Source organism: Novipirellula methanifontis (genome assembly GCF_052161655.1).
Classification (GTDB): Bacteria; Planctomycetota; Planctomycetia; order Pirellulales; family Pirellulaceae; genus Novipirellula.
The window spans coordinates 9,923,204-9,947,830 of the sequence record NZ_CP197418.1; the positions used below are offsets into that span (position 1 = coordinate 9,923,204).

Consider the following 24,627-nt stretch of genomic DNA (forward strand, 5'->3'; position numbering starts at 1 on the left):
TCTCACCGGGAGGGTAAAATCTCTCTCCCCGCTCCGCTTCATTGTCGCACGGCTTTCCAAGCCGTTAGCGGGTTACAAGTTGGACCGGCGACGCGGAAGTAATCACGCTGCATACCCAATGGACGTTGACCTCGGCGGCTCCAGCTTGGAAAGCTGGCCGACAATCGACTACTCCGCTACGGACCATTGTCGCACGGCTTTCCAAGCCGTTAACGGGTTACAAGTTTGATCGTCGACGCGGAAGTAACCACGCTGCATGCCCAATGGGCATTGACCTCAGCGGTTCCAGCTTGGAAAGCTGCCCGACAATCGACTACTCCGCTACGGACCATTGTCGCACGGCTTTCCAAGCCGTTAGCGGGCGACAAGTTTGACCGGCGACGCGAGAGTAACCACTCTGCTTACCTACAGGACGTTGACCTCGGCGGTTCCAGCTTGGAAAGCTGGCCGACGATCGACCACTCCGCTACGTCCCATTGTCGCACGGCTTTCCAAGCCGTTAGCGGGTTACAAGTTTGTACGTTACGAAATGGAATCAAATCGGTGAGGGATTGAAGTCCGCGTACGCTGCTTTGAGCGATTTTGTATCTTCCTTGGTCCACGATATTGGCGCAGTGACTTCGATCCAAGCGTCGATGTATTCGGCAGGCGAATAGTTGTGAGCGTAACCGAGCGGTGCCGTGGTTGCCATCGGCACGTCGAAGCCGACTTGCAGGAACGTAATGACAGGAAACCAGCGAAAATAGGGAGAGACATCGGGTGCCTTTTCACCTTTCAACCAGTCGGGTTCGCTCCAGGCCAACGATGGTGAAAACCACGCCATCGGATCACTGCCGTGTTGCAGGTAAATGATCCGCATGATTCCCCAGTCGGTATCAACGGACGTCGCGGTCCCGTCGCGATTCATAAAGCGAACCAACTCGCTATCGCGAAACTCCGGCAGCCACGCAGGAGTGCCAGGCTTTCGACTGCGGACCAATTCTGTCCACATCGTACTTGGGAACGGGGGACCACTCAGTACGGCCCCGTCGATCGGGTCGCCGATCAGGTTATAGAAATCGAGTGCCGCTTCGCTGCCGAGCGACCCAAGACTGAGTCCGAACAGATACAGCTTGGGTCGACTGTCTTTTTGCAACGCTGTCCAGTGCGAATAGACCTGCCGAAACAGGGCTTTGGCGGCGAGTCGCGAACGGTCCGGCTCCACCATGATCGTCAACCAACTTGGTAAATACGAATACTGAATCGACACGGTGGCGATGTCGCCGTCGTGCAGGTACTCCAGCGGATCGACAGCCGAAGGGTCCAACCATCCCGTGCCTGTCGGTGTCGCGACAATCAAGACTTCACGATCGAAACCACCCAGGCGAATCAATTCGTCCAGAGCAACCTTGGCTCGTTGTTCGAGTGAATCGCCTGTGTTGTATCCCGCATAGACTCGAATCGGCGACTTCGCGGAACGTCCCGTAAGCTCTGAAATGTCATCCGCTGTGGGGCCATCGGCCACAAAAACCTTGCCATTCTTTCCAATCTCATTCCAAGGAACAAGCGAATCTGAACTTCCCAATGACGCCAAGGCCCGGGACTGCGAATGCTCGTCGTCGGTTGCCTCGTCAATTGCCGCGAACGCTTCATCTATCGCATGCAGTGCAGTCTTGACGATCAAACCATTAACGAGGTTGAAAATCAAAATACTCAAAATAACGCTCGATACCACCAGAGCAACTCGAGGTGGCATGATGCGACCGAGCCAATTTGCAAATGATCGAACCAGAAACCAGACCGCTCTGGCGACAAGTAGCAAGAGGATGGCAACAATGATCGAAGTTGCCGACACGCTAAGCGGATACGACGAGTCAATAGGCGGCATCTGCATCCGGTCACGGATCGAATTTTGCCAAACGGTCATGCGAGACAGCGTCAAAATGGACAGCAAACTCATCACGCCCAGCAGCCCCATCGAGACATGTCTGGCGTTCGTTTCGCCCAATTCACGCAATTGCATGAATCGCCAGATGCCCAGCAGCGTTTTGGCGATCGCATATCCAACGATCAACGAGATTCCACCAAGCAACCCCTGCAAAATCGGAGGCCGTGGCAACAGCGATGGAGTTAACGAAGAACAGAAGAAAAACAGCCCCAACGCAGTGGATGCGACGGAAAAGGACGCTAGCAATCGCGACAACCACCCAGTCATCACAAGTCGGATTTTGTACAGGCTCATTCTCTTCATTCTCGGCGAGTCGGGCTGAATCACAAGGTGGCGTGCATGTCGCATGTCGAGATGATTTACGTGGCTATGGCGTCAGCTCGATTCGCACGTCGCTGGATGATCTCGCACAGCCATTGGCGAAACCTTGCCAATTTCGGCATCTCACTCTGAGGTTTGAAAACTCGGCAACAGAAAAGATTCAAATGGACACAGCTGAAAACGGTCGACGCAATCGCATGTTTAAATCCTCAATCACGTGATTAAGTTGGTTCGAAACGTCAAAAGTTTCAGTACGACTTCATTGCGGCTGCTGTAGTCGGGCGATTGAGATGCGTGAATATTAGACATCGCCGAGCACTCGAAACACCATGGAATCGATCAGTTCGTCCGTCATGATCTGACATGCCAGTCGACTCGAAGCAACCGTGTTAGGCAGTTTGTCCAATGTCATGGTTTCGTCGCGATTCATCTCTTCGTTTAACGTGCCTGACACGATCTCGACATGAGACATGACACGTACCGCACCACGCGTGTCCTTTGCAATCACCGATGTTCTCGTACAACTCGTTGACGATCAGTTCCATCAGATTGTTGTAGGCGTGCCGCGCAAATTCAACGACGTGCTTCTCCCCATTCAGCAAGATGATCGTGATCGAGTAGCGTTGTTGGGTCGGGGATGGCTCTGACATAGCAGTCGCTGACGATCGAGAAAAGAGGCAAAGCCAAACTGCGGTACGTGATGTTATTGTTTTGGCTCATGGGCTTAACTTGGGTCATGTTTAGTAGCGGCGGACGTCGTAAAGTCGTTCGCTGAATCAGGATACAGACCGAAACTCTTGACGAATGCCGCTACGAGAAAAGGAACGGAGCGGTTCGGCTTGCTTTAGAACTTGCTACTTTCGCAGGTGGGCCTTGGGCGACGACAAGTCCGCCTTCGTCGCCCGCGCCAGGTCCGATGTCGATGATCCAGTCGCTGCTGATGGCAACCTGCATATCGTGTTCGACCATGATTACGGTGTTGCCTGCTTCAACGAGTCCATTTAGTTGCGACATCAACATTGACACGTCTGCTGGGTGCAGGCCAGTGGTGGGTTCATCAAGGATGTAAAGCGTATCACCTCGCTGCGCGCGTTGCAGCTCGGTTGCAAGTTTGATTCGCTGCGCTTCGCCACCGGACAACTCGGTTGCAGGTTGACCGAGTCGCAGGTAGCCGAGTCCGACTTGAAGCAAGGCATCAAGGGCGCGCTGAACTGGATTTTCCTCTGCGAAAAATGCGTGTGCGGATTCGACGGTCAAATCAAGTACTTCGGCTATGTTCTTGTCCCGGTAGGTGATTTCAAGCGTCTTTTCGTTGTAGCGTTGGCCGCGACACACCGGACAGGGCGTATAAACGCTGGGCAGAAACAGCAACTCGACGCTGACAAATCCCGCTCCCTCGCAGTTCGGGCAACGTCCCTTGGCAACGTTGAACGAAAAGCGACCGACATCGTAACGGCGTGCCTTCGCTTTGCGAGTCGACGCGAACAACTTGCGAACGTGGTCGAACAAGCCGGTGTAGGTGGCAAGGTTCGATCGCGGCGTTCTACCGATCGGCTTCTGGTCAACGGTTACCAGTCGCCGCACATGTTTCATTCCGGCAACGATCCGCCCGCCCGTCGACGTCTCTAGCTCTCGTTCCAATAGATCAACTTCACCGTTTGGGGCTTCAACGGCCTTCTTCTGCCCTAGTGTCTCGCCAACGAGTTCGACCAGTGCCTGGCTGACAAGGCTCGATTTGCCTGAACCAGACACACCCGTCACGGTCGTCAATACGCCGAGCGGAAACTCAACGTTTAGGCTTTGAAGATTGTTTCGTTCAATTTGCTCCAACTTCAGCCAACCTGTCGGTTGTCGCGGTGATCCAGCCGTAGTGGAACTCGTATGCTGTCGTAGTGATCCTACCGTAGCGGAAGTCGTCAAGACTTTCGGCTGACCACTTTGTGTTGCGATACTATTGGCGAGCGGCGCTGCGGAGGTGTTCTCGCATGCCTGGTGTCCAAACAGATATCGCGCCGTATGCGATCCTTTGACGTCGCGCAAACCGTCTAACGGGCCACTGTAAATTACTTCACCGCCATGGGTTCCTGCGTCCGGCCCGATGTCCACGATCCAGTCGGCATGACGGATGACGCTTACATTATGTTCGACGACAAATAATGAGTTGCCTGCTTGTTTGAGTTCGTCTAACGCACCCAGCAGTGCCTTGGTGTCGGCGGGATGCAGGCCTGCCGAGGGTTCGTCGAGGACATAGACGACGCCGAACAACTGCGACCGAATCTGTGTGGCCAATCGCAAGCGTTGTAGTTCCCCCGGCGATAAAGTGGGCGTACTCCGTTCCAGTGACAGGTATCCCAGGCCAAGAGTCGTGAGCGCTTCGACTCGGGCAAGAATGTCGCTGGCAATTCGCTGAGCGACGATCGCTTTTTCTCGGTGCAGGTCGCTCGCTGCCGGCTTTGTATTGGCAGCATCGCGCAGCCTTCGAGCGAGTTCGGTCAGCGTCAACTGCGACAACTCGCCAATGTCGAGTCCAGCAAACTTCACAGACAGCGATTCACGTTTAAGCTTTTTCCCATTGCAGTCCGGGCACTCCGAAATCTGCATGAACTGAGAGACGCGTTTCTTGGTGCGGTGACTTTGCGTCGTTGCGAACGAGTGCAGCACGTAGCGTCTGGCACTCGCAAACGTGCCCATGTAACTTGGCGATGCATCGTGTTCTTTCGCCTCGCGAGCTTCGTCAAGATCAAACCCTGCATAAACCGGGACAATGGGTGTCTCGTCGGTAAACAGAATCCAGTCGCGAGTTTTGCGGGGCAGTTTCTTCCATGGTTTGTCGATGTCGTGCCCGAGTGAAACAAGAATGTCGCGAAGGTTTTGGCCTTGCCACGCGGGCGGCCACGCGGCGATGGCTCGCTCTCGAATCGTTTTTGTATCATCGGGCACGAGCAGTTTTTCAGTCACCTCAAACACGCGACCGATGCCGTGGCATCGAGGACAGGCTCCCTCCGGAGTGTTGGGCGAGAACGAGTCCGCATACAACATCTTCTGGCCGCGCGGATAATTCCCAGCTCGTGAATAGAGCATGCGAAGGCCGTTAGAAATCGTGGTGACGCTACCCACCGATGACCGTGCCGACGGCGTGCCCCGCTGTTGTTGAAGTGCCACAGCGGGCGGCAACCCATCAATCGCGTCGACGTCAGGTTCGCCAACTTGGTCGATCAATCGCCGCGCGTAAGGCGACACCGAATCGAGATAACGCCGCTGCGATTCGGCGAAAAGTGTCCCGAACGCCAGCGAAGACTTTCCTGATCCAGAGATTCCCGTAAACACGACGAGTGCGTTGCGAGGCAGATCGACGTCGATGTTCTTCAGGTTGTGGACGCGCGCACCCCGCACTTGAATGCAGTGGTCAGGGTCACAGGGGACGTTCTTGGATTTTTTTCGAGCGATGATTCAGTCTCTTCTCGCTTTGGAAACAGTACGGCTGAGCCGGTGGTTTTGCGGGCCGGTGCAGCTTTACGGGCCAGTGCAGCCATGCGGGCCTGTGCGTGGAACCGATTGGCACCGCAGCAGTGTTAGATCCCCAGAGAGTCTAGCCCGATCACGGTGTGGCGCAACCTCACTTCGCCACATCCCCACTCATCCATCTTGCAATGCAACAAGTGGACCAAAGAGTGGATGTAATGGAGACTAAAACGGCTGACTCGCTACTAACACGTCGAGCAACACGTCAATCTCGAAGTGCCGAAATTCATCCACTCCCGAAGCGTCACCCCTAGTTGTCGCGTAGCGTTTCGCGCTAGTTGAGATCGGTTCTGTTGTTCTCGAAATTGCATCGCGAATACACAACTGCAAATTGAAAACAAATTCGGGACTTTCGTCGCCTGGTTCAATCTCACCATCGCTGCGGGCGCGGATGACCGTCTCATTGCGATCCATGGATTGGCCAGAGATGGTTTATCCACGGTGGAGGCGTCGCACGATCCGGTGACCGTATCCGGAAATTGGGCCACCCTGTGCCAGGGTGATTCACACGAATCCAAAGAAAACGCAGATTCGTGTGTGCAAGATGTTGCCACTGATTCTTGCCGCAGTACCCAGGACGGGACTCGAACCCGTACAGCCATAACGGCCGAGGGATTTTAAGTCCCTTGTGTCTGCCAATTCCACCACCTGGGCGTGCCGCCAAAATACGGGATTTTGCTCCGCCAGTCCACTCCAGGTGTCACCAGTTTATCAAGACACGCCCCATTACTTTGGGTCTAGCGGCTTATACAGTCGTGTCTTCTCGTGGGGCGAGCCACTGGATGTGCTCCGCCTCGCACTCCTCGTGCTCTTCCAAGCGGTCGATAAACAAAGTCACTTCGTGAACCGCGTCGGCCCAAGTTTCAAACGGTGGCTCGACTTGATCTAACCGGTCCGCCAGATCATCAAGCTCCGAAAGCAGCTCTTCGTGATCCTGGCACGCCTGGCGGTAACTCGCCTCCACCTCGATCGAACCTTTTGGGTAGTGCGAACGGAGTTGTCTGCCAATCTGATCCTCCCGAACAAAATGATCCACAAGTCGTTCGCGAATCTGACGCAATCGGTTTGCGGACTCGATAAATTCCGGCGACTGCTGCACCGCAACGCCGCTGGTCCAGTCGCGGAAGGCATCTAACTCCTGCTGCAGACCGGAGTGCTCTTGTTTCCAATGTTCAAAAAGCACGGAAACGCTGTGATTCGATTCGGGTTTCATGGATCTGACTCATTTTAATTGTGTTCGGTGTTGACTATCCCTCTTTCCTGTTAATCCGTGTTGAAACGACAATGCTGCAACGATAGTGCCACCGCGCGGTCAAAATGCCTCAGCGGCGGAGGAAGCAACGGCTCTATACGAAGCCGAATTATTCGCAATTCTAACGCTGGACGCGGAATAGTAGCTAGAAAAAATCTTGCCCAGCGGTGAACGTCCGTGCACATCTCCGATATGTCGTTGACTGCCGTTTGCTCAAAGCAGCGAAGAACGCTGGACGATTTCCGCTCAGAATCACCTGGATCTGGTCGGACTGCAGCAACCCGTGCACAAAAAAAGCCGAACGTGTAACACGCTCGGCTTCTTCGATTTTTTTTAAGTGAAAAGATGGCAACCTTTTTCGATTACCAATCGGACACTTACTCGGTCTTTTCAGCCGCTTTCGCAAACGCTTTCGCAAAAGCTTTTTCGCCGAAGACCATTTTCACTTGGGCGTCGCCCTCGGCCTTTTCGACTTTGCCTTTGCAGCCATTGCAGCAGAACGTCACTTTAACCCCCGAAACTTCGGTTCCAGTTTCAGGGTTCAGGTCTTTGCCGCTGATGGGGCAAGCTTTTTGCTCGTACTGTTTGGTCGCCACCAGTTGGCGATTTGCACTGTCGGCAAACTTTTTGTTGTTCTTTGTGAACTTTCCAGCACATCCATTGCAGCAGAAATAGACTTTGCCGTCTTTGTAGTCCGCAGACTTGCTCGCATCAGCAGGCTTCGCTGCGACGACGCATTGAACACCTTCCAATTCGACATCACCAGCGAATACCGTCGCGGTAGCGATCAGGGCGATGGCCAAACCACTTGCAACTTTCTTCAGCAACATACTTTTCTTCTCCAAAATTTGGTTTAATTAAACACTCTCGTCAGCCCATAAGCATAGGTGCTTTGGCAAGGGGAAGCAAACTGGCGAACTTGGATCAGTCCCCCAACCAGCCTCCCCTTCACAGTGACCCCACGGCGACTCACTCGCCAACACGATTGGCAGCCGAGACTTCCAATAACATTCTCAAGTAGCTTCGTGACTCGGTTTGCTGCAAGCCCAACCGGTCCGCCAGCAGCCCGATTCGGTCGCGGGCTTGCTGGACATCCGACTCGGTTTCCGCGAGCAGCTCGATTTCGGCGAATCGGCCGACCTGGTCGACGTCATCCAAGACAACTGAAAAACCGACCAAATCACATGACGCTGACTCACCTGAGGATGGTTCGGGCGCGAACACTCGGCGAGATTTGCAGACTTCGGCGACCCGTTGAAACCCAAGCAATTGCAGCAGCTGTTCGGTTTTATCGCCGCCGGCGTCACCAGGCCCCAATTCCCACTCTAATTCACGCCGAGCCTTAATCGCGCCTGGCAACTTCGCTCCTTTGTACGTAATCAGCGGCGTCCCATTAATTCGCCGCACTCGCAATGCCTCTTTGGATTCAGCAAAATCGCGACACGGATGATTGTAATAGGTGTCCCGGTGGGCCTGAGTTTCGACGGTCTGAAACCCCGCCTCCACCAACTTCGCTTCCATCGCAATCGAGTCGTCCAAATGATACTTTTGCTCAACTTCAAACATGATGGCTTTTACCGCGAGAGAGTGTGTGGCGGAGCGAGGAGGTAACAGGGCTGCCACCTGCCTCAGGCTCAGACAGGCTGGTCAGTCGATCACGGGCTGAGATCCTATCCCACTTGGTGCCGGTGGCAACGGCTTCGCAACCCGGCTCAGTGGTGCTGGCGTCCCTTCACTGGTCACCCAAACGTCACCGTTGCGATCCATACAAAGGGCTTCGATCTGTCTCAAACGAGGCAGATCGCTGGCTTCGGCTACCTGTTTTGTTTGTTCGGCAACCGGCATGTCGCGTGGTGAGCAGCGGAAGCAAAAAGCTTGAAAGTAGTTAGCAATCCACAAGTCGCCCGTGTGAGGATCAATATCGGCAGCCGAAACCATCGGCAGCGCCAGCACACCTTCGACTTTTGCCACCACTCGGACCGCTGCGGGGACCGAAGTCGCTGCGGGGGTCGAAGTCGGCGGATGCGAGCGGAGGGATTCCAGTCGCTCCAACAAACCGGGTAACTCTACAGAGTAGACGTTTACGTAGGGGATCGCGGATTTGGCAACCATCAAGATTTTCCCGCGGGTGGGATCAACTGCAACCGCTTCGCAATCGTGGGCTCCATCGGGGTAGGCGATCTGCAACGCGAGATAACTTTCTATTTTTGTCGCACGTGTTGGGTCGGGTTCGTCGAACAAATGCAAAAAACAGGCATCGCGTTTGCGGTCGTTGTCTCCGCAATCTGCCACCAGCAGGTACTTTCGATCACCCAGTTCAAACGAGGCCATGTCTTCCCAATCCAGCGACGATGCGGCAACCAATTCACAGCGACCGGTGGTTTTCCCGAGGGAATCAAAGGCGAATAACCGTGCGGTATCGCCCGAATCGTTATGGGACCAAAAGTGACCAGGCTGCCGATGTGAGGCAGCCAAACCACTGCTCTCGCTTAATTGGGGCTCCTGAAGATAGATTGGGGGGGCATTGGCGGTTGGGCCCGTAATTTGCCCATTTAAATCTTGGGCAGATGCCCAATGAACCGTCGCTGTACTCGATAATAGAGTGAACGAGAAGAGAGCGAACGAGATCGCAAGATGAAAAGCTCGCAGGTGACCCATTTGATTCATTGCTCTTTGATAAACGACATTTAGCGTGCAACAACATTCCGACACAACTGATATGAACGAAGACCCCGTACAGCCTCGAGCGTCCCGGTCGTGGTGGCCGCTGCTGGTTTTAATCTTAGCGTTTGGGCTGTTTGCTGTCAGTCGAAATCAACCCTCCGGCGATTCCCAGGACAGCGTTGCGATCGGCAAGACTGCTCCGCAATTGGAATTGGTTCGGCTTTCTCAAGACCCTTCGGAAATGTCGATCGAAGGCTTACCCGAGGGCAAAGTGACGTTGATCCATCTATGGGGAACCTGGTGTGGTCCCTGCACGATGGAGTATCCTCATTTGTCGGAGATGGTCCAAAAATTCAATTCCAACGATAACTTTGCATTCATTTCCATTTCGTGCGAATCAGGGTCGTCCGAAACCATCGAACGGCTGGCACAACGAACTCAAAACTTTCTCGATTCGATCGACGCCGATACCGATGTGTTCGCCGATCCGCGTGGCATGTCGCGTGAGAACGTCGCCAAGTCGCTCGGTAAACCGCACATGTATTTTCCGACTTCGGTGCTGGTGGACCAGCAAGGCACGATCCGCGGAGTGTGGGAAGGATTTTCGCCTAATGGCGTGGATCAGATGAAAGCCAAAATCGAGGAATTGTTGTAGGCGACGACGGTGACGCTCGTTATCTATTTTGTGTTCCCGATAGCAATATTTGCTTTAGCGTCTTCGCGGCATGCACCGGATCCTCGGCATCGCGAATCGCGCCGGTGACAGCGATCCGGTCACAACCAGCTGCCATCACTTCGCTGACGTTGCTTTGATCGACGCCTCCGATCGCAAACGCCGGTATCGAGATCGACGGTGTGACTTGTTCCAAAAACGCAGGCCCCACGTAAGCATCAAACTGCTTTGTACGGCCCGCGAAAATGGGACCGCATCCGATGTAGTCGGCACCGTCATCGACCGCTTCTTTTGCTTGATCGATCGAGTGAGTAGAAATCCCTAGCAATCGGCGATCTCCGATGATGGCACGGGCCGCAGCAGCTGGCAGTTCTTCTTGTCCGACATGGACGCCATCCGCATCGGAGGCGACAGCGATATCGGCGCGATCATTGACAATGAATAACCGCCCGTGCTTTCGCGCGACCGCCGCACCAATACACGCACGCCGATAGAGTGTACGGTCGTCGAGCGAGTGGTCACGAAGCTGGAAAATATCCACCCCAGCCTCCGCGAGCTGTTCAATTGAAGCGACGAACTGTGGCTCGGATTCACCACCATCGATCAGCAAATACAGTTTCGCTGCGGCCAGCTGAGCGGTACGCTCGTTCGTGAATGCCAATAGCTCCAGCGACGCACAAGCTTGGTAGGCCTGATAGCGGATCTGTTCCACATTGGCAGCAAAATTGGCGTCGATAGTTTTGCCATACTCTTCGATCACACGCAGCGCTTGAGCAATGCGGGCAGCGGCAGCGGCGATCACTTTTTGTGGCGACGATCGCTCGTATTCGGTTGTTTTACGAATCTCGGTCCCCACGTCGCCCGGCGTATCACGAGCTTCGATCAATCGCTGGCGATCCACATATTGGCCGACGGCGGTGGTCAAATCGTGGCGAAGCGATTTAAAGCTGCCGCTGATGGCAGCATCGTCCAGGGCAAACCGGGCATACTCTTCCAAGGTGCGAAGCCCCTCGGTCGCTCGATTTATCGAGGCATCCAGAATACGATAGGTCGCTTGACCTGGTAGGATTGGCATCAGTTTAAATCGTCAACGGGAAAAGAGTAGGAATAAAAACGTGAAGACATCCACAGCTTTCGTAAGCATCTTTGCTTCGGTATTTATGATCACGATCGCATTTTCGCCATTGGCGACTCCAGCGACCGCGGACGACGGTGCCAAAGCCAGCCCAGAGAAAACGCAAACAAAACCAGCTCCGAATCGTAATGCAAAGCCCAAAAAGGTGAACCCGGCATTCCAACCGCCCGTGGCCGTGAAGGGACTTCCCAATGTGCTGCTGATCGGAGATTCGATCTCGATCGGTTACATGGTGGATGTCCGCAAACAGCTTGATGGCGTGGCCAATGTCTATCGCCCGGCAACCAACTGCGGGCCCACCACTCGCGGGCTGCAGTCAATGGAAGCATGGATAGGCGATCGCAAATGGGATGTCATTCACTTCAATTTCGGGCTTCACGATTTGAAGTTCATGGGTCCAACGGGAAAAAATTTGGCGGATCCCAACGCGGCGACAAGTCACCGCCAAGTTCCTATCGATCAGTACGCAGCGAATTTGAAGAAGATTGCCGAGCGGCTCAAGGCGACCGGAGCGACGGTGATTTGGCGAGAAACCACGCCGGTTCCCGAGGGAGCTGCCGGACGTATCCCAGACGACGCAAAGCGTTACAATGATGCAGCCGCCAAGGTGATGGCCGAAGTGGGTGGGATCCAGACCGACCCGATGTACGACTTTGCAACCGAGCATGCCGATTTACAATTAAAGGCGAACGTCCACTACACCCCGGCGGGATCGAAGAAGTTAGCCGAGCAAGTGGCGAAGTCGGTACGAAGTGCATTAGAAAAAAAGTAGATCGTTCCCCCTTCCCACGTCGCCAGCGTGCCTGCAAAATTTCACTTCAGGACGATTACGATTCTGAAGTCCATGTTTTTGTAAAACAGCCCACTTTCAAACACCCATCTTTCAAAATGCCCTCGTAGCTCAGCTGGATAGAGCAGCTCATTCCTAACGAGCAGGTCGGAGGTTCGAATCCTCTCGAGGGTACTTTCTTTTCTCGCACTCGATGAAAAACTATCTGCATCGAGTTCGACTGGCCACTTTGTGAACCGAACAGCTTCTGCAGATCCCTTCATTCCACAACAATGGGAAAATCGACCTCACGAAACCAGCCCTGTTTTTTGAGTTCCTTTTTGACGCACTGTCTCGAAAGCTGATTGATTGAAAGAGGGTGCAAGAAGATTGCGTTGCGGCCACCCCACCTTCGACGTCAAGCTGCAAGATCCATCATCGACGGAGCTGTTTCGCGAAGTCCACCAGCGATGCGATCACGAATTGCAACTCGACCGAGCGTGATATTGCGGGGGGTGTTTGCGATCGGTTTACGGTTTTCCCGCCGACCAGATCTCTTCGATTTCCGAATCGCCGAAGACGCGGTTTGCGATCAGAACTTCATCGATCACTCCATAGAAGCGACGCTGTGACCCGCCGGAGGTACGCTCCAGTTCGTCTGCGGAAACTCCGAAATTGCCAAGTTCCAAAAAGTCCAACAGCAGCGGCGAAGAATCTTTTAGTTTCCCAGTTCCGATCCGTTTGCCATTTAGAAAGTGAACGACCTCGCCCGTTGTCACGTTTGCAGTGACTGCCAAGCACGACCATTGGCCCCAGTTGTCCGAGAGGGTTGCCGGATTGCGGGCGGCTGTTTGGCTATAAGTCCAACTCTTGGGAGAGACGTTTCCATAGCCGACGTTAAATGTCGCGTTCGCATTTTCCTGAGTCAGCTCCCAGCGAACGGTCTGCACCTTGGACGTGGACCGTCGAGCGAGAGCTTCCTCGACAACCCGGTCGCCGGTCGGAGCAAAGCGGGCACGGCGACGTGGAGATTCTGTCATTAACAGAGACGTTATTGGTTGCGTAAGAGCGTCGATACGCACCCAGGCAAGCATGGTGAGTGACTCGTGTGCACCAGGGACCTGAAACAGAATACGATCTCCGGTGTTATGATATCCAACGGCTCGCTTCGAAGGCCAGCGACCGGTTGTCCAGTCACAGCCGATGATGACGCCGTCGGTCGCATTGGACGCATTGGACGCATCGGCGGCTGTGTTCCGGACCTCCAACGCATCGGGATCCGATACTTCAAAGGTGTAGTGCAACAGGACAGCAGGGTCTTTGCTCAATTCATGGGCCTTTTCCTGCCAGAGAGTGTATTGTCGCTGCGCACTTTCGTTCCGTTTTTTGCGAAGATCGGCGGGATCCGGAAAACGGCTGGGTGAATACGGAACCGTTTCCGGTCCGGCATCGGTCATGCGAATCGCATGATGTTCCTGCAAGGCCATCATCGCGGTCTTAGGTGTTTTGATCTCGACGGAACCTTCCAGAACATGCACCTGTGACTGCCGATCACGTCCCACGTCAATGCTGAACGCCGTTCCTACGTCGATGACCTCCATCTCTGCGGTGACGATGCGAAATCCATGTCCCATCTCAGAGACGAAGCAGCTCGCCGATCCTTCTCGCAAAAAAACCTCATCCGCGCCCCGAAGTTCCAAGTTTCCTGGACCACGCACAAGCAATCGCACCCCCGATAGAAAATCCAGCTGAATTGTGCCGCTACGCAGCACAAGGTCGCCCGTGCCCACCAGTGCCCCGGTCACAATCGGTTCCCCATCCCCCCAATCCACATCGACTGCTTGACTGAGTACCGCCACGCCATTGCGACCCATCATTTCACCCGAATCGGAATCCACGATCACCCCATCCGATGCGACTTGTTGGACGGAGGGTTTGTTTGGATCGATACGATCGCTCGACCAAAACAAAAATGTCAAGAACCCAACCACTGATGCCGCCACGCCCACTACCAGTGCAAGCGATTGCCAACGATGTCTATCTTTGCGAGGTTCAATCGTTGCAAAGCCAGGAGTCGTGATCTCGTGCATCACCCTTGATTCAAGATCATCCGCACCATGATCCAACACCGATGCACCAATCAAATCTTCAAGTTCAAGCCAACGCGGCTCACTTGATTGAACGGCCCTCAACTGACCATGCATAATGACTTCACGAACGAATGCTTCGCGGAATTTGTCGTCAGATTTGAGCCGCTCAACAATAGGTGTGAGCGTATCGTCATCAAACTCGTTTCCGAGCCAAGCGGCAAGCAGCTGCTGTAGATCCGCATTCATTGGTCGGTCTCCTTACGAACACATTCACGCAGCAACGCATTGGCGCGGTAGTGAAGATTGTAAACAGCTCCGACCGTCGTCGATAATTCGCCTGCCATCGACGCCGCTTTGATACCGTCGAGTCCAGACCGTACTACCAAACGCATCCGTTCGGGAAGTTGATTGATGCATCGCAGCAGAGCTTCAATGGCGCTGTCGGCTTGCCCGCTGAAGACGTGGTCAATGTCGCTCTGAATGGCCTCGACAACCTCCTCACGAAATTTTGCCTTATTCGCGTTACGCCGGCCGATTTTGCGGAAATGCATCAAGAGTTCGTTCTTTGCGATCCCACGAATCCAAGCCCGAAAATCCTTTCCTGGCTCAAATTGGTCAAGATTGCGAAAGGCCTTAATGAACACTTCCTGAGCGAGATCATCGACCTCGTCGGCACGATGCAACTGGCTGCCAAGATAACTTCGGAGCATCAAGCTGTGTTCGCGCACGAGATGCCGGAAAGCCTCACGATCACCCGCGAGAACTTGGGCAACGGCTCGTTGCGTTTCGAGTGAATCCGTCAACTTAACACCTTAAAAACACGCTAAAATCCACTATAGATCGTCTCAATTGACTTATTGATAAACGTTACCGTGCCCTCAGACAATAGAACATCACATCCCCCTTATTTGACTGTCCCGTTTTTCGTCTCGTCCCTATTTGTGAGCCGACGGCACTAGCGGTTTGTTGATTTAGTCGATCTTCAAAAAATTATGTTAGCCGTTTGCGCGCTAGCCCCGGTTCTGTGGTGACGAAACCGGGGCTAGCGCCCAAGCGGCTAACTAAATCAACAGGCCGCTAGCCGCCGGCCTCGTTTCACCCACGATTTACCGAGCGGCGGCCCGACGCTAGCGCGTTCGGCTCACAACCTGTTTGCCGCCCGCTCCGGAATCTGCCGCGACTTTGAAGAAAACTCCCCAACTTTCTGCGAAACCCACACGATCAGGATCACAAAACGCATACGGAACAATTCTGTCAGGTTCCAGTGTGAGATTTGTAGCTCGCAGGCATACAAGTGCTCGTCAGCTCGATTTTAAAACGAATCAGATTTGAATCGAGTCAGGAGAACTTTCCCACCTCACCCCCGAGCCGCTCGTGCCGCATTCTCAACGCAACCGAAATTCGTGTTCTCAGTCGCAACGGGTGCTGATGATGTCAGTGGTCGCCGCGTTTTTGATTTGTTCAACCGCTAGAGCAGAGTCACCACCGAACGTCGTTTTCATCCTTGCCGATGATCTTGGCTGGAGCGACACGACGCTGTTCGGCACGACATCATTCTACAAGACACCTCATATCGAACGACTGGCCGCTCGCGGAATGACGTTCACGCGAGCGTATTCGGCCAGTCCGTTGTGCTCGCCGACAAGAGCCAGCGTGCTGACGGGGCTCAGTCCCGCACGTCACGGAATCACTTCGCCGAATTGCCATCTGCCGCAAGTTACTCTGACAGCAACCGCTACCAAAACCGGTCCCGCGAATCAGAAATGCACGATTCCGAATTCGGTGTCTCGGTTGGATACCAACTACTACACGCTGGCGGAAATGTTCCAAGACAATGGCTATGCGACCGGGCACTTTGGCAAGTGGCATCTGGGATCGGAACCGTACTCGCCCTTGGAGCACGGTTTCGAAGTGGACGTTCCTCATCATCCTGGTCCAGGACCCGCGGGAAGCTACGTCGCGCCGTGGATGTTCAAAGATTTCGACCACGATCCGGATATTCCGGACGAGCACCTTGAAGATCGCATGGCGAAGGAAGCCGTCGCGTTCATGAAGCGGCACAGCGACAAACCCTTTTTCCTGAACTATTGGATGTTCAGCGTGCACGCGCCCTTTGACGCCAAGCGTTCCCTGATCGACAAGTATCAGAAACAGGTTGATCAGAACGATCCGCAGCGCAGTCCAACCTATGCCGCGATGGTCGAAAGCATGGACGATGCGGTTGGGACCTTGCTCGACACTCTTGACCGGCTTGGCATTGCCGACAACACGATCATCGTGTTCGCATCGGACAACGGCGGCAACATGTACAACGAAGTCGACGGTACGTCGGCGACCAGCAACTTTCCGCTCCGCGGTGGCAAGGCGACGATGTACGAAGGCGGAGTCCGCGGGCCGGCGATCGTTGTTGATCCGGGTCACGTGAAAGCCGGTACTCGCAGCGACGAAGTCATTCAGAGTTGCGATTTCTATCCGACTCTTTTGGAACGGCTCGATATCGATCCTCAGCCAAACCAGTCGTTCGACGGTATCAGTATTGCACCCGCATTACAGGGAAAGCCACTGGATCGCGACGCGATCTTTACGTACTTTCCGCACTCGCCCAACATTCCGGAGTGGCTGCCACCGTCAGTCAGCGTTCACGCTGGCGACTGGAAGCTGATTCGCATCTTTCACGGCGGCGATGATGGCCAGCACGATTACAAATTGTTCAACCTGAAAAACGACCTCGGTGAACAGAATAATCTCGCCGCGGCTCAGCCCGACCGAGTGCGTGAACTTGACCAATTGATCGACCAGTTTCTGACCGACACCAACGCTATCGTGCCTTTGCCCAATCCCAAGTTCGATCCAACGAAGTATAGTCCTGAATTGATCGGCAAGGCTTCCTTAAAAGGCACCGGCAAAAGTGGAAGCAAAACCCAAAAGAATCAGCCTCAGAAACCTCGAAAGCCAGTCGCTGGCTGGCAGCCAGGCGGCACGTGCCAACTCACACTCGAAGACGGTTCGCTGATCTTGTCAAGTGATGGCGGCGATCCCTATTTGAGCTACACGCTTCCCGCTGCGGTTACCGAAAAGACGCTCGTGTTGAAATTCACAATGAGCTCCGATGCAAAGGGAGCGGGCCAATTGTTTTGGCACGAGAAAGGTGTTTCCCCCGCATTCTTCCGCGACCGCAGCACGCTATTCGACGTCAAACACGACGGCAATCCTCACGAGTACAGCATTAAGTGGTCTGTCGACAACCCCGTTCTTGCCGTCCGCATCGATCCTGCCACGGGGCAAGGCCGGATCTCGCTCACCAACATTCGACTAACAACCGGCGATGGGCTTGAGGTTTACCGATGGAAGTTCTGATTCATCACTGCATCAATCACAACTGCAATTGGATCCCATATCGCTGACATTCGCACAAGCCGAGCCTATTGTTCATCGCGATCGATGACCTGAAAAGCAAAGCAACCTGAAACGCCCGAAAGGTTAACACGTGAAATCGCTGTCCCTACAGACCGTCTTGCTTTTGTTGCTTTTGTCAGCAACGGCGACTGCCAACGACCGGCCCAACATTATCGTTTTCTATACCGACGATCACGGGTACGCCGACCTTTCATGTCAGGGCGTGGTTGATGACATCCGCACGCCCAACGTGGACGCTCTTGCCAAAAGTGGTGTGCTGGCACGACACGGTTACAGCACTGCACCGCAGTGCATTCCGTCTCGGGCGGGTTTGCTGGTCGGAAAATTCCAATCCAAGTTTGGGGTCGAAGCCAATGGTCAATCGCTCGAAGGTTTTGACCGAGAACTAACGATCGCCGAGCGACTTCAGTCCGCCGGATACATCACTGCGCAGTTCGGAAAATGGCACCTCGGCGCCGGACCACGGATCACCGATCACGGTTTCAAACATGTCTATAACCAGAACAGCGGCGGACCATTTGCAGCCAACATCAGTGCAGACGGAAAGGATCGCGAGATGGGCATGTTGCCCGCCAAGACCTATCACATCGACGGATGTAGCCAAGCGGCGGCGGCTATCATCGACCGATACAAAGACGATCCTTTCTTTCTGTACGTGGCTTACCGAGCTCCCCATGTCCCACTGGACGCAACAAAGAAATATCTCGATCGCTTTCCGGGTGAGATGCCAGAACGCCGCCGTCAAGCACTCGCGATGCTTTCGGCCGTGGATGATGGCGTGGGGCTGATCACTAGCACGCTGGCAAAACACAACCTGACTGAGAAGACACTGATCTTCTACATCGGTGACAACGGAGCACCGCTAAAAATTCACAAACGAGACGCCCCGGGCGGTGGTCCGGGTTGGGACGGTTCGCTCAACGATCCACTTAATGGTGAAAAGGGAATGTTGGCCGAAGGTGGCATGCATGTGCCCTTCGTCGTCTCGTGGCCCGGCACGATTCCAGCGGGCCAAATTTACGACTATCCCATCAGTGCCTTGGATGTAGCAGCGACGGCAGCGTCACTGGCAAAACTTGACACCAAGCCCGGTGATCTGGACGGCGTCAACCTGATTCCATTTTTGAACGGCGAAAACAAGGCCGCACCCCACGACGCATTGATGTGGCGGTGGATTGCTCAGGCCGCGATTCGCGAAGGCGATTGGAAACTGCTGCGTGGAGGGGAGCGTGAATATCTGTATGACCTAAAATCGGACATCGAAGAAAAGCACAATCTCTTAAGGAAATATCCGGAGGTCGCCGATCGATTGCGACGCAAACTGACAACGTGGTCCGAAACACTTGCCCCACCGGGACTGGCGACCGGCCCAATGGCACCGGCGTGGATGGACTACTACGACTTCTACTTAGAAGGAAAAACGCCCACTCGCGTCAAGCCTCCCACAAAGGCCAAGGCAAATCGGGCGCATAAGAAACAACAACGTGGGGCTCTCAAGCAAGCAACGGCCGGCGAATAGAAGCCAAGCATACGTCCCGTCCGCGACAAAGCTCTTTGCACTCACATGCAAGGAACTTGTTTTGACGCACGAAACAGCAATCAACGTTAAGTGAACTCTATGAATTCAACCGTCCGTTTTCGATTGTTTTTACCGCTGATGCTTTTCAGCCTGGTGTTCCAGGCAACCGTTTGTGTCGCGGAACCGCCACGTCTGCTGAAAGATTTTCCGCTGCCATCTGAGCCGGCTGTATCTAAAGCGAGCGACCAACCAGATACCAGCCGTGACGTCTTCGTCGTGTGGCATCCGTTATCCCTCTCTTTTAGCGGTCCTCTGGCTGCGGAAACGGACGACAATCCAAATCCCTTTCTCGATTACCGGCTTCAAGTGCAATTCGTTGGTCCGTCAGGCCAAACCTATGATGTCCCCGGCTTTTTCGATGGTGATGGAAGGGGCGGTGAAGCTGGCAATCAGTGGACGGCAAATTTCACACCAGATGAAGCCGGCCAGTGGACTTATCAAGCCTCGTTGCGTCGTGGCTCGAACATTGCGGTGTCGTTGGAGCCTGATGCTGGAGAACCTGTCAGCTTGGATGGCGATACTGGAGCGATCACCGTCAAACCACGCGTTCGCTCGGCACCAGGATACTTGAAATGGGGACGTCTCGAATATGCAGGCGGTCACTACTTAAAATTCCGCGATGGTCCGTATTGGATTCGCGGCGGAGCGGACAGTCCCGAAAACTTCCTCGCCTATGAAGGGTTCGATAACACGCCCGTCAGCCATCGCTACGCCGATCATGTTTCCGATTGGCGTGAGGGTGATCCCGACTGGGATGACGGCAGTGGCAAAGCCATCATCGGCGCTTTGAACAGTCTCGCCGAACAAAGGGTCAACAGCATTTATTTCCTGACCATGAACGTCGGTGGTGACGGCGACGATGTTTGGCCGTGGTCGGGAAAACCAGCACGCAAGGGGAGCCCGAAGGATGACAACCGGAACTTCGATCTAAGCAAACTGCGTCAATGGAACACCGTCTTCTCGCACGCTCAGCACCGAGGAATCAACTTGCACTTTGTTTTCAATGAAGCGGAAGTCGCCAACAAGAAGGAACTCGATGACGGTGAGTTGGGCGTTGAACGGAAACTCTACTACCGAGAAATGATCGCTCGATTTGGTCACCACAATGCTCTGAGCTGGAATCTTTGCGAGGAATACAATATTGGTTTCGACCTCGGCCCCGAGCGAATTCGGTCATTTGCCGACTATGTGAAGGCGGTCGATCCCTACGACCACCCCATTTCCGTTCACTCGGCGCATGATCCGCTGGCAGCCCTGAAGTTCACATTTGGCGATACAAGATTCAGTTTGACGTCGATTCAATTGAACCGGCGAAGGATCGACACCCTCGTCGAAGACTTTCGCGAAGCAACAGCCAAGACGGGCCGGCCGCTGCCAATTTCGATGGACGAATTCGTACTGGATGTTGGGCAGAAAGAGTCTTGGAAGCCGTTCGATCGCCCGGCACTCCATCGCAAGCAGAAGATTTGGCCGACGCTGATGTCGGGCGGTCAGATCGAATTCATCCTCGAAGACTTGCTGGGCACCGAATCCTTCAAGACACCCCAGCGAATCGAGCTTTGGAAGTCACTCGCCATCGCTCGGACGTTCATGGAGGATCATCTTCCATTTTGGGAAATGCAACCGGCAGACGAACTTGTCGATGACGAAGCGACGCTTGAAGTGGGCCTGGGATCTGGCAAGTCATTTCCATTGGGCGCTCAGGTGTTTCGGAAACCGGGCGAGATTTACGCGATCTACTTTCCAGTCGCCCGCGATACGGGGCGGATCAACTTGAGCGAGGCGACCGGTAGTTTTCAGGCTCGTTGGTTTAGCCCACGCAGTGGCCAGTTTGAAGGAAACCGTTTCGAACTGATTGCAGGTGACAACGTCTCAATCGGGCCACCACCGACTGAGCCCGAGCAAGATTGGGCATTGCTGATAACGCGTCACTCTGAGCCCGATCAAAAACGATAAACTATTTCACGACGCAATGAATTACTATCAAAAAGAATCACCGAATGTGAGCAAAGGGATCGTGAAGCGGACCGTTTGTTCAGATTCACATCATTGCCGCAGCCTCAATAAAGCTTTCACATGAAATTCCTAGCTCTACTCTTGCTGCTGGTCGTCGGCTTCACGAATCTGGCTCAAGCCGATGATCGCCCCAACTTTGTTTTCATTCTTGCAGATGACTGCAGCTATCGAGACTTGGAGTTGTACGGCGGCCCGGCGAAAACGCCAAACTTGATTCAGCTCGCTTCGGAGGGAATGAAATTCAATCGATGTTATCAGGCCGCACCCATGTGCTCACCGACTCGGCATGCGCTCTACACCGGCTTGTACCCGGTCAAGAGCGGTGCGTATCCCAATCACGCCGAAGCCTATCACGACGTGAAGAGCATTCCCCACTACTTGAGCGAAGTCGGTTACCGAGTTGCCTTGGCGGGAAAGCAGCACATCGCTCCGGCAGACGTCTTTCCCTTTGAGTACATCAAAGAGTTCGCGGAACCGACAAACCGCGATGTCGAAACGATCGACGGAACCCGTTACCCGAAAGTGCTGCAACTACTGCGGGACTCTGCCAAAGAAGAAAAACCGTTTTGCCTGTTTTTGTGCTCCAACGAACCACACGGCCCCTACACCAAGGGCGACCCCACTCCCTATCTGAACGCCAAGCTGAGCCCACAACAGTTCGAGCACCAGCGAAAATCGTACGCCAAGTATCTGGCAGAGATCACCTACTTTGATGGTCAGGCCGGAGAGATCATGGGCATGCTAGAGCAACTCGATCTTCGCAAAAACACGATCGTGATGGTCGCGACCGAGCAAGGCAGCTCGTTTCCATTCGGAAAGTGGACGTGCTACGAAATCGGTGTCGCCAGCGGCTTGGTCGCTAGTTGGAAGGGGCACATCGAAGCCGGTAGCGAGTCCCAAGCCATTGTTGAATACACGGATATCGTTCCGACCTTTCTTGACGCGGCCGGTGCAACGATTCCTGATTCACTCGATGGCACGTCATTCCTTCCGGTGCTGCTTGGCAAAGAAACGAGCCACAGTGAACTTGCTTTCAGCCTGCAAACAACTCGTGGTGTAACCGGTTGCCAAGCACCCTACGGCGTTCGGTCCGTCGTCGACAAACACCACCGATACATCCGAAATCTGTTTCCGGAAAACGAATTCAGTATTCCAACGTCTCGTAGCCTGCAGGAAGCTACACGCGATCTTGACGACCAAACTCAGCAACGTGCGAATCGTTTTCTCAAACGACCCGAGGAAGAACTCTATGACATTCAGTCCGATCCGTATTGTCTGAACAACCTCGCTCTTAACCCCGATTTTTCCGAAACGAAAGCTCGGCTTTCCGCTGCTGTCGATGATTGGATGACGGAGCAGGGGGACCTCGGTCGCCAAACAGAATTGGACGCCTATTCACGACAGTCCGAGGGCCGTCGACGTCAGCGGATACAACAACTGAAGGACGCGAAAGGCGTCCAGTCTGACAAGAAAGCTCGACTCTCTCGCTAAGGACCGAGCGGGAAATATGTGTCGCGTTTGAAGTAGGGCCGGTTCCTACCGGCCGAATTCACCGAATCGCCTAAGAAGACCGGTAGGAACCGGTCCTACGCTTTCACGAATGCGTCTATGTTGGACAGCTGTTTCCCGCTTGTTACTAAACTGATGCCACATCTAAATACGTCAGTTTCTTGCGTCTTAAAACGACACTACAAACCCTGAACTTCGCCATAACGTTGCCTGAATCCATGAAAACCTGCTATCGAGTTTGCACCACACGATCAATTGTGTTTCCCATTGCTCTGGCGATTGCGTTGCTTTGCGGTCAGACGGTCGTTGCCGCCAAGCCAAATTTTGTGATCACCATTGCGGATGATCACGGTGTGTACCACTCATCCGTTTATGGATCGAGTGAATTCCAGACGCCCAACCTGCAAAAAATGGCGGAACAGGGGATTCGATTCGACAATGCCTATGTCGCCTCGCCAGCCTGTGCGCCCAGTCGTGCGGCACTGTTTACGGGGCGAATGCCTTACAACAACGGCATCGTCGGCAACCACGAATTTGAACTCAAGCCCGGTGTCCGTTCGCTGCTGCCGACGCTACTGGAACAAGGCTACGAAGTTGTCTTCCACGGCAAAGTTGGCCACTCCGGCCCGAAGCATTACGGCCAATACGTTCCCGACGGTGTCAAGATTCTCGGCGGCGGCGGCTTGCAACAAACCATGACATTGGATCAGGTGGAATTATTTCTCCAACAACGCCCTGATAACGCACCACCGCTGGCACTGTTTCTTGGCTGGACCGACACGCACACCGCTTGGCCGCCCAAAGAAGAGGCCAGAATCGCTCCCGAAGATGTCGTCATTCCGCCTAAGATTTTCGATACGTACGAAGCCCGAGTGGAAATGACGCGATACGTCGAAGGAGCCGAGGATATCGACCGACGCGCTGGGCAAACTCGAGAATTGATCGCCAAACACCTGGATGTGAACAACACTTTGGTCGTTTACACGTCCGATCATGGGATGCCGTGGCCGTTCGCGAAATGGTCACTGTACGAAACGGGAATCCGCACTCCGCTGATTGCGGTTTGGCCGGGCAAGATCAAGCCCAATTCATCGACCAATGCGATGGTAAGCTGGATTGATCTGATGCCCACGCTGATCGACTTGGCCGGTGGCACATCACCCTCAGGTATCGACGGGCGTTCGTTCGCAAAGGTGCTGGTTGGCGAAACCGACAAACATCGCGACGTGATCTACGCAACGCACAAAGGTGACAAAGAAAAGAACGTCTACCCGATTCGCAGCGTCCGCGTGGGCAAATGGAAATACATCCGCAACCTGCACCCCGAGTTCGCTTACACCACACACACGGATGTATGGGCCAAGGAAGTTCCTCGCGTCGACGGGCACTGGGCACACGCCGGCCACCACTGGCAATCGTACATCGACGCAGCAAAAACCGACCCGAAGGCGGCAGCATTCTTGCACGACTATCACAGCAATCCAGCAGAAGAACTCTACGATCTGGAAAGCGATCCGTTTGAGAAAAACAACTTGGCCACGTCACCTGGGCATCGTGGCAAACTGGAAAAGCTTCGCGATTTGGTGGCCAAACGGATGAAAGAAATCGATGACGACCAGTCGCTCAGCGGACCGCCGCAACTGCTAAAAGACTTTTCGTTGCCAGAGATAACGCGGAACGACACCGCACGATCCAAGCCTCAACCGCAGGCTGGATGACCTGTCATGATGAACGAATTAAGTCAAAAAATCGC

19 protein-coding genes and 2 tRNA genes are annotated in these 24,627 nt (G+C 54.2%); 8 read left to right on the plus strand and 13 right to left on the minus strand.

Going from position 1 to position 24,627, the window contains the following annotated elements; translation table 11 throughout:
• Positions 1 to 535 precede the first annotated feature (535 nt).
• The 10 genes from SH528x_RS35285 to SH528x_RS35330 form a co-directional block, all read right to left on the minus strand.
• Positions 536 to 2,221, minus strand: coding sequence for an alpha/beta hydrolase (locus tag SH528x_RS35285; protein WP_345324705.1), 1,686 nt, complete (start codon positions 2,219 to 2,221; stop codon positions 536 to 538).
• A 328-nt stretch (positions 2,222 to 2,549) separates the two neighbouring features.
• Complete coding sequence (locus SH528x_RS35290) at positions 2,550 to 2,756, minus strand: hypothetical protein (RefSeq protein ID WP_442508103.1); 207 nt, start codon at positions 2,754 to 2,756, stop codon at positions 2,550 to 2,552.
• A gap of 65 nt (positions 2,757 to 2,821) precedes the next feature.
• Entirely contained in the window at positions 2,822 to 2,968 is a 147-nt protein-coding gene (locus SH528x_RS35295; RefSeq protein ID WP_442508104.1) for a hypothetical protein, read from the minus strand.
• Positions 2,969 to 3,058: 90 nt separating this feature from the next.
• A complete protein-coding gene (locus SH528x_RS35300; protein ID WP_442508105.1) occupies positions 3,059 to 5,641 on the minus strand; it encodes a hypothetical protein in 2,583 nt (860 codons plus the stop codon).
• A gap of 294 nt (positions 5,642 to 5,935) precedes the next feature.
• On the minus strand, positions 5,936 to 6,184 hold the full coding sequence (locus tag SH528x_RS35305; protein ID WP_442508106.1) for a hypothetical protein: 249 nt from the start codon (positions 6,182 to 6,184) through the stop codon (positions 5,936 to 5,938).
• A gap of 155 nt (positions 6,185 to 6,339) precedes the next feature.
• Positions 6,340 to 6,424: transfer RNA gene (locus SH528x_RS35310), tRNA-Leu, on the minus strand.
• Between the two features lie 91 nt (positions 6,425 to 6,515).
• On the minus strand, positions 6,516 to 6,983 hold the full coding sequence (locus SH528x_RS35315; RefSeq protein WP_442508107.1) for a hemerythrin domain-containing protein: 468 nt from the start codon (positions 6,981 to 6,983) through the stop codon (positions 6,516 to 6,518).
• 416 nt (positions 6,984 to 7,399) lie between these two features.
• Positions 7,400 to 7,852 (minus strand): hypothetical protein, encoded by a 453-nt coding sequence (locus SH528x_RS35320; protein ID WP_442508108.1) that lies wholly within the window; start codon positions 7,850 to 7,852, stop codon positions 7,400 to 7,402.
• Between the two features lie 139 nt (positions 7,853 to 7,991).
• Entirely contained in the window at positions 7,992 to 8,588 is a 597-nt protein-coding gene (cyaB, locus tag SH528x_RS35325) for a class IV adenylate cyclase (protein ID WP_442508109.1), read from the minus strand.
• A gap of 81 nt (positions 8,589 to 8,669) precedes the next feature.
• The gene (locus SH528x_RS35330; RefSeq protein WP_442508110.1) at positions 8,670 to 9,497 is read right to left on the minus strand and encodes a hypothetical protein; all 828 of its coding nucleotides are present in this window, start codon (positions 9,495 to 9,497) and stop codon (positions 8,670 to 8,672) included.
• A 244-nt stretch (positions 9,498 to 9,741) separates the two neighbouring features.
• On the opposite strand from SH528x_RS35330, the gene SH528x_RS35335 reads away from it, so the two are divergent.
• A complete protein-coding gene (locus SH528x_RS35335; protein ID WP_442508111.1) occupies positions 9,742 to 10,341 on the plus strand; it encodes a TlpA family protein disulfide reductase in 600 nt (199 codons plus the stop codon).
• Positions 10,342 to 10,360: 19 nt separating this feature from the next.
• On the opposite strand, the gene SH528x_RS35340 is transcribed toward SH528x_RS35335, so the two are convergent.
• Positions 10,361 to 11,434, minus strand: a complete 1,074-nt coding sequence (locus tag SH528x_RS35340) for a thiamine phosphate synthase (protein WP_442508112.1) — start codon at positions 11,432 to 11,434, stop codon at positions 10,361 to 10,363.
• Between the two features lie 40 nt (positions 11,435 to 11,474).
• On the opposite strand from SH528x_RS35340, the gene SH528x_RS35345 reads away from it, so the two are divergent.
• Positions 11,475 to 12,266 (plus strand): SGNH/GDSL hydrolase family protein, encoded by a 792-nt coding sequence (locus SH528x_RS35345; protein ID WP_442508113.1) that lies wholly within the window; start codon positions 11,475 to 11,477, stop codon positions 12,264 to 12,266.
• Positions 12,267 to 12,384: 118 nt separating this feature from the next.
• A tRNA-Arg gene (locus SH528x_RS35350) sits at positions 12,385 to 12,458 on the plus strand.
• Positions 12,459 to 12,793: 335 nt separating this feature from the next.
• On the opposite strand, the gene SH528x_RS35355 is transcribed toward SH528x_RS35350, so the two are convergent.
• Together SH528x_RS35355 and SH528x_RS35360 are read right to left on the minus strand one after the other, a co-directional pair.
• Positions 12,794 to 14,599 (minus strand): LamG-like jellyroll fold domain-containing protein, encoded by a 1,806-nt coding sequence (locus SH528x_RS35355; protein ID WP_442508114.1) that lies wholly within the window; start codon positions 14,597 to 14,599, stop codon positions 12,794 to 12,796.
• Positions 14,596 to 15,063 (minus strand): sigma-70 family RNA polymerase sigma factor, encoded by a 468-nt coding sequence (locus tag SH528x_RS35360; RefSeq protein WP_442512235.1) that lies wholly within the window; start codon positions 15,061 to 15,063, stop codon positions 14,596 to 14,598. Before SH528x_RS35360 ends, SH528x_RS35355 begins: the two co-directional genes overlap by 4 nt.
• A gap of 664 nt (positions 15,064 to 15,727) precedes the next feature.
• On the opposite strand from SH528x_RS35360, the gene SH528x_RS35365 reads away from it, so the two are divergent.
• The 5 genes from SH528x_RS35365 (at position 15,728) to SH528x_RS35385 (ending at position 24,592) form a co-directional block, all read left to right on the plus strand.
• Positions 15,728 to 17,710, plus strand: coding sequence for a sulfatase (locus SH528x_RS35365; RefSeq protein ID WP_442508115.1), 1,983 nt, complete (start codon positions 15,728 to 15,730; stop codon positions 17,708 to 17,710).
• Positions 17,711 to 17,840: 130 nt separating this feature from the next.
• The gene (locus SH528x_RS35370) at positions 17,841 to 19,289 is read left to right on the plus strand and encodes a sulfatase family protein (RefSeq protein WP_442508116.1); all 1,449 of its coding nucleotides are present in this window, start codon (positions 17,841 to 17,843) and stop codon (positions 19,287 to 19,289) included.
• 99 nt (positions 19,290 to 19,388) lie between these two features.
• Complete coding sequence (locus tag SH528x_RS35375) at positions 19,389 to 21,305, plus strand: DUF5060 domain-containing protein (RefSeq protein ID WP_442508117.1); 1,917 nt, start codon at positions 19,389 to 19,391, stop codon at positions 21,303 to 21,305.
• A 120-nt stretch (positions 21,306 to 21,425) separates the two neighbouring features.
• Positions 21,426 to 22,856: a sulfatase family protein gene (locus tag SH528x_RS35380; RefSeq protein WP_442508118.1), complete on the plus strand. Its 1,431-nt coding sequence runs from the start codon at positions 21,426 to 21,428 to the stop codon at positions 22,854 to 22,856.
• A 236-nt stretch (positions 22,857 to 23,092) separates the two neighbouring features.
• Positions 23,093 to 24,592, plus strand: a complete 1,500-nt coding sequence (locus SH528x_RS35385) for a sulfatase family protein (RefSeq protein ID WP_442508119.1) — start codon at positions 23,093 to 23,095, stop codon at positions 24,590 to 24,592.
• The last annotated feature ends 35 nt before the right edge of the window (positions 24,593 to 24,627 follow it).

What these genes read in the sequence shown, in the direction of transcription:
- SH528x_RS35285 (WP_345324705.1), bottom strand. Translation starts at nt 2,221, where the DNA reads ATGAGCCTGTACAAAATCCGACTTGTGATGACTGGGTGGTTGTCGCGA.
- SH528x_RS35305 (WP_442508106.1), bottom strand. Translation starts at nt 6,184, where the DNA reads ATGGATCGCAATGAGACGGTCATCCGCGCCCGCAGCGATGGTGAGATT.
- SH528x_RS35295 (WP_442508104.1), bottom strand. Translation starts at nt 2,968, where the DNA reads ATGAGCCAAAACAATAACATCACGTACCGCAGTTTGGCTTTGCCTCTT.
- SH528x_RS35375 (WP_442508117.1), top strand. Translation starts at nt 19,389, where the DNA reads ATGAATTCAACCGTCCGTTTTCGATTGTTTTTACCGCTGATGCTTTTC.
- SH528x_RS35315 (WP_442508107.1), bottom strand. Translation starts at nt 6,983, where the DNA reads ATGAAACCCGAATCGAATCACAGCGTTTCCGTGCTTTTTGAACATTGG.
- SH528x_RS35355 (WP_442508114.1), bottom strand. Translation starts at nt 14,599, where the DNA reads ATGAATGCGGATCTACAGCAGCTGCTTGCCGCTTGGCTCGGAAACGAG.
- SH528x_RS35320 (WP_442508108.1), bottom strand. Translation starts at nt 7,852, where the DNA reads ATGTTGCTGAAGAAAGTTGCAAGTGGTTTGGCCATCGCCCTGATCGCT.
- SH528x_RS35385 (WP_442508119.1), top strand. Translation starts at nt 23,093, where the DNA reads ATGAAAACCTGCTATCGAGTTTGCACCACACGATCAATTGTGTTTCCC.
- SH528x_RS35380 (WP_442508118.1), top strand. Translation starts at nt 21,426, where the DNA reads ATGAAATTCCTAGCTCTACTCTTGCTGCTGGTCGTCGGCTTCACGAAT.
- SH528x_RS35340 (WP_442508112.1), bottom strand. Translation starts at nt 11,434, where the DNA reads ATGCCAATCCTACCAGGTCAAGCGACCTATCGTATTCTGGATGCCTCG.
- cyaB (WP_442508109.1), bottom strand. Translation starts at nt 8,588, where the DNA reads ATGTTTGAAGTTGAGCAAAAGTATCATTTGGACGACTCGATTGCGATG.
- SH528x_RS35360 (WP_442512235.1), bottom strand. Translation starts at nt 15,063, where the DNA reads ATGCTCCGAAGTTATCTTGGCAGCCAGTTGCATCGTGCCGACGAGGTC.
- SH528x_RS35335 (WP_442508111.1), top strand. Translation starts at nt 9,742, where the DNA reads ATGAACGAAGACCCCGTACAGCCTCGAGCGTCCCGGTCGTGGTGGCCG.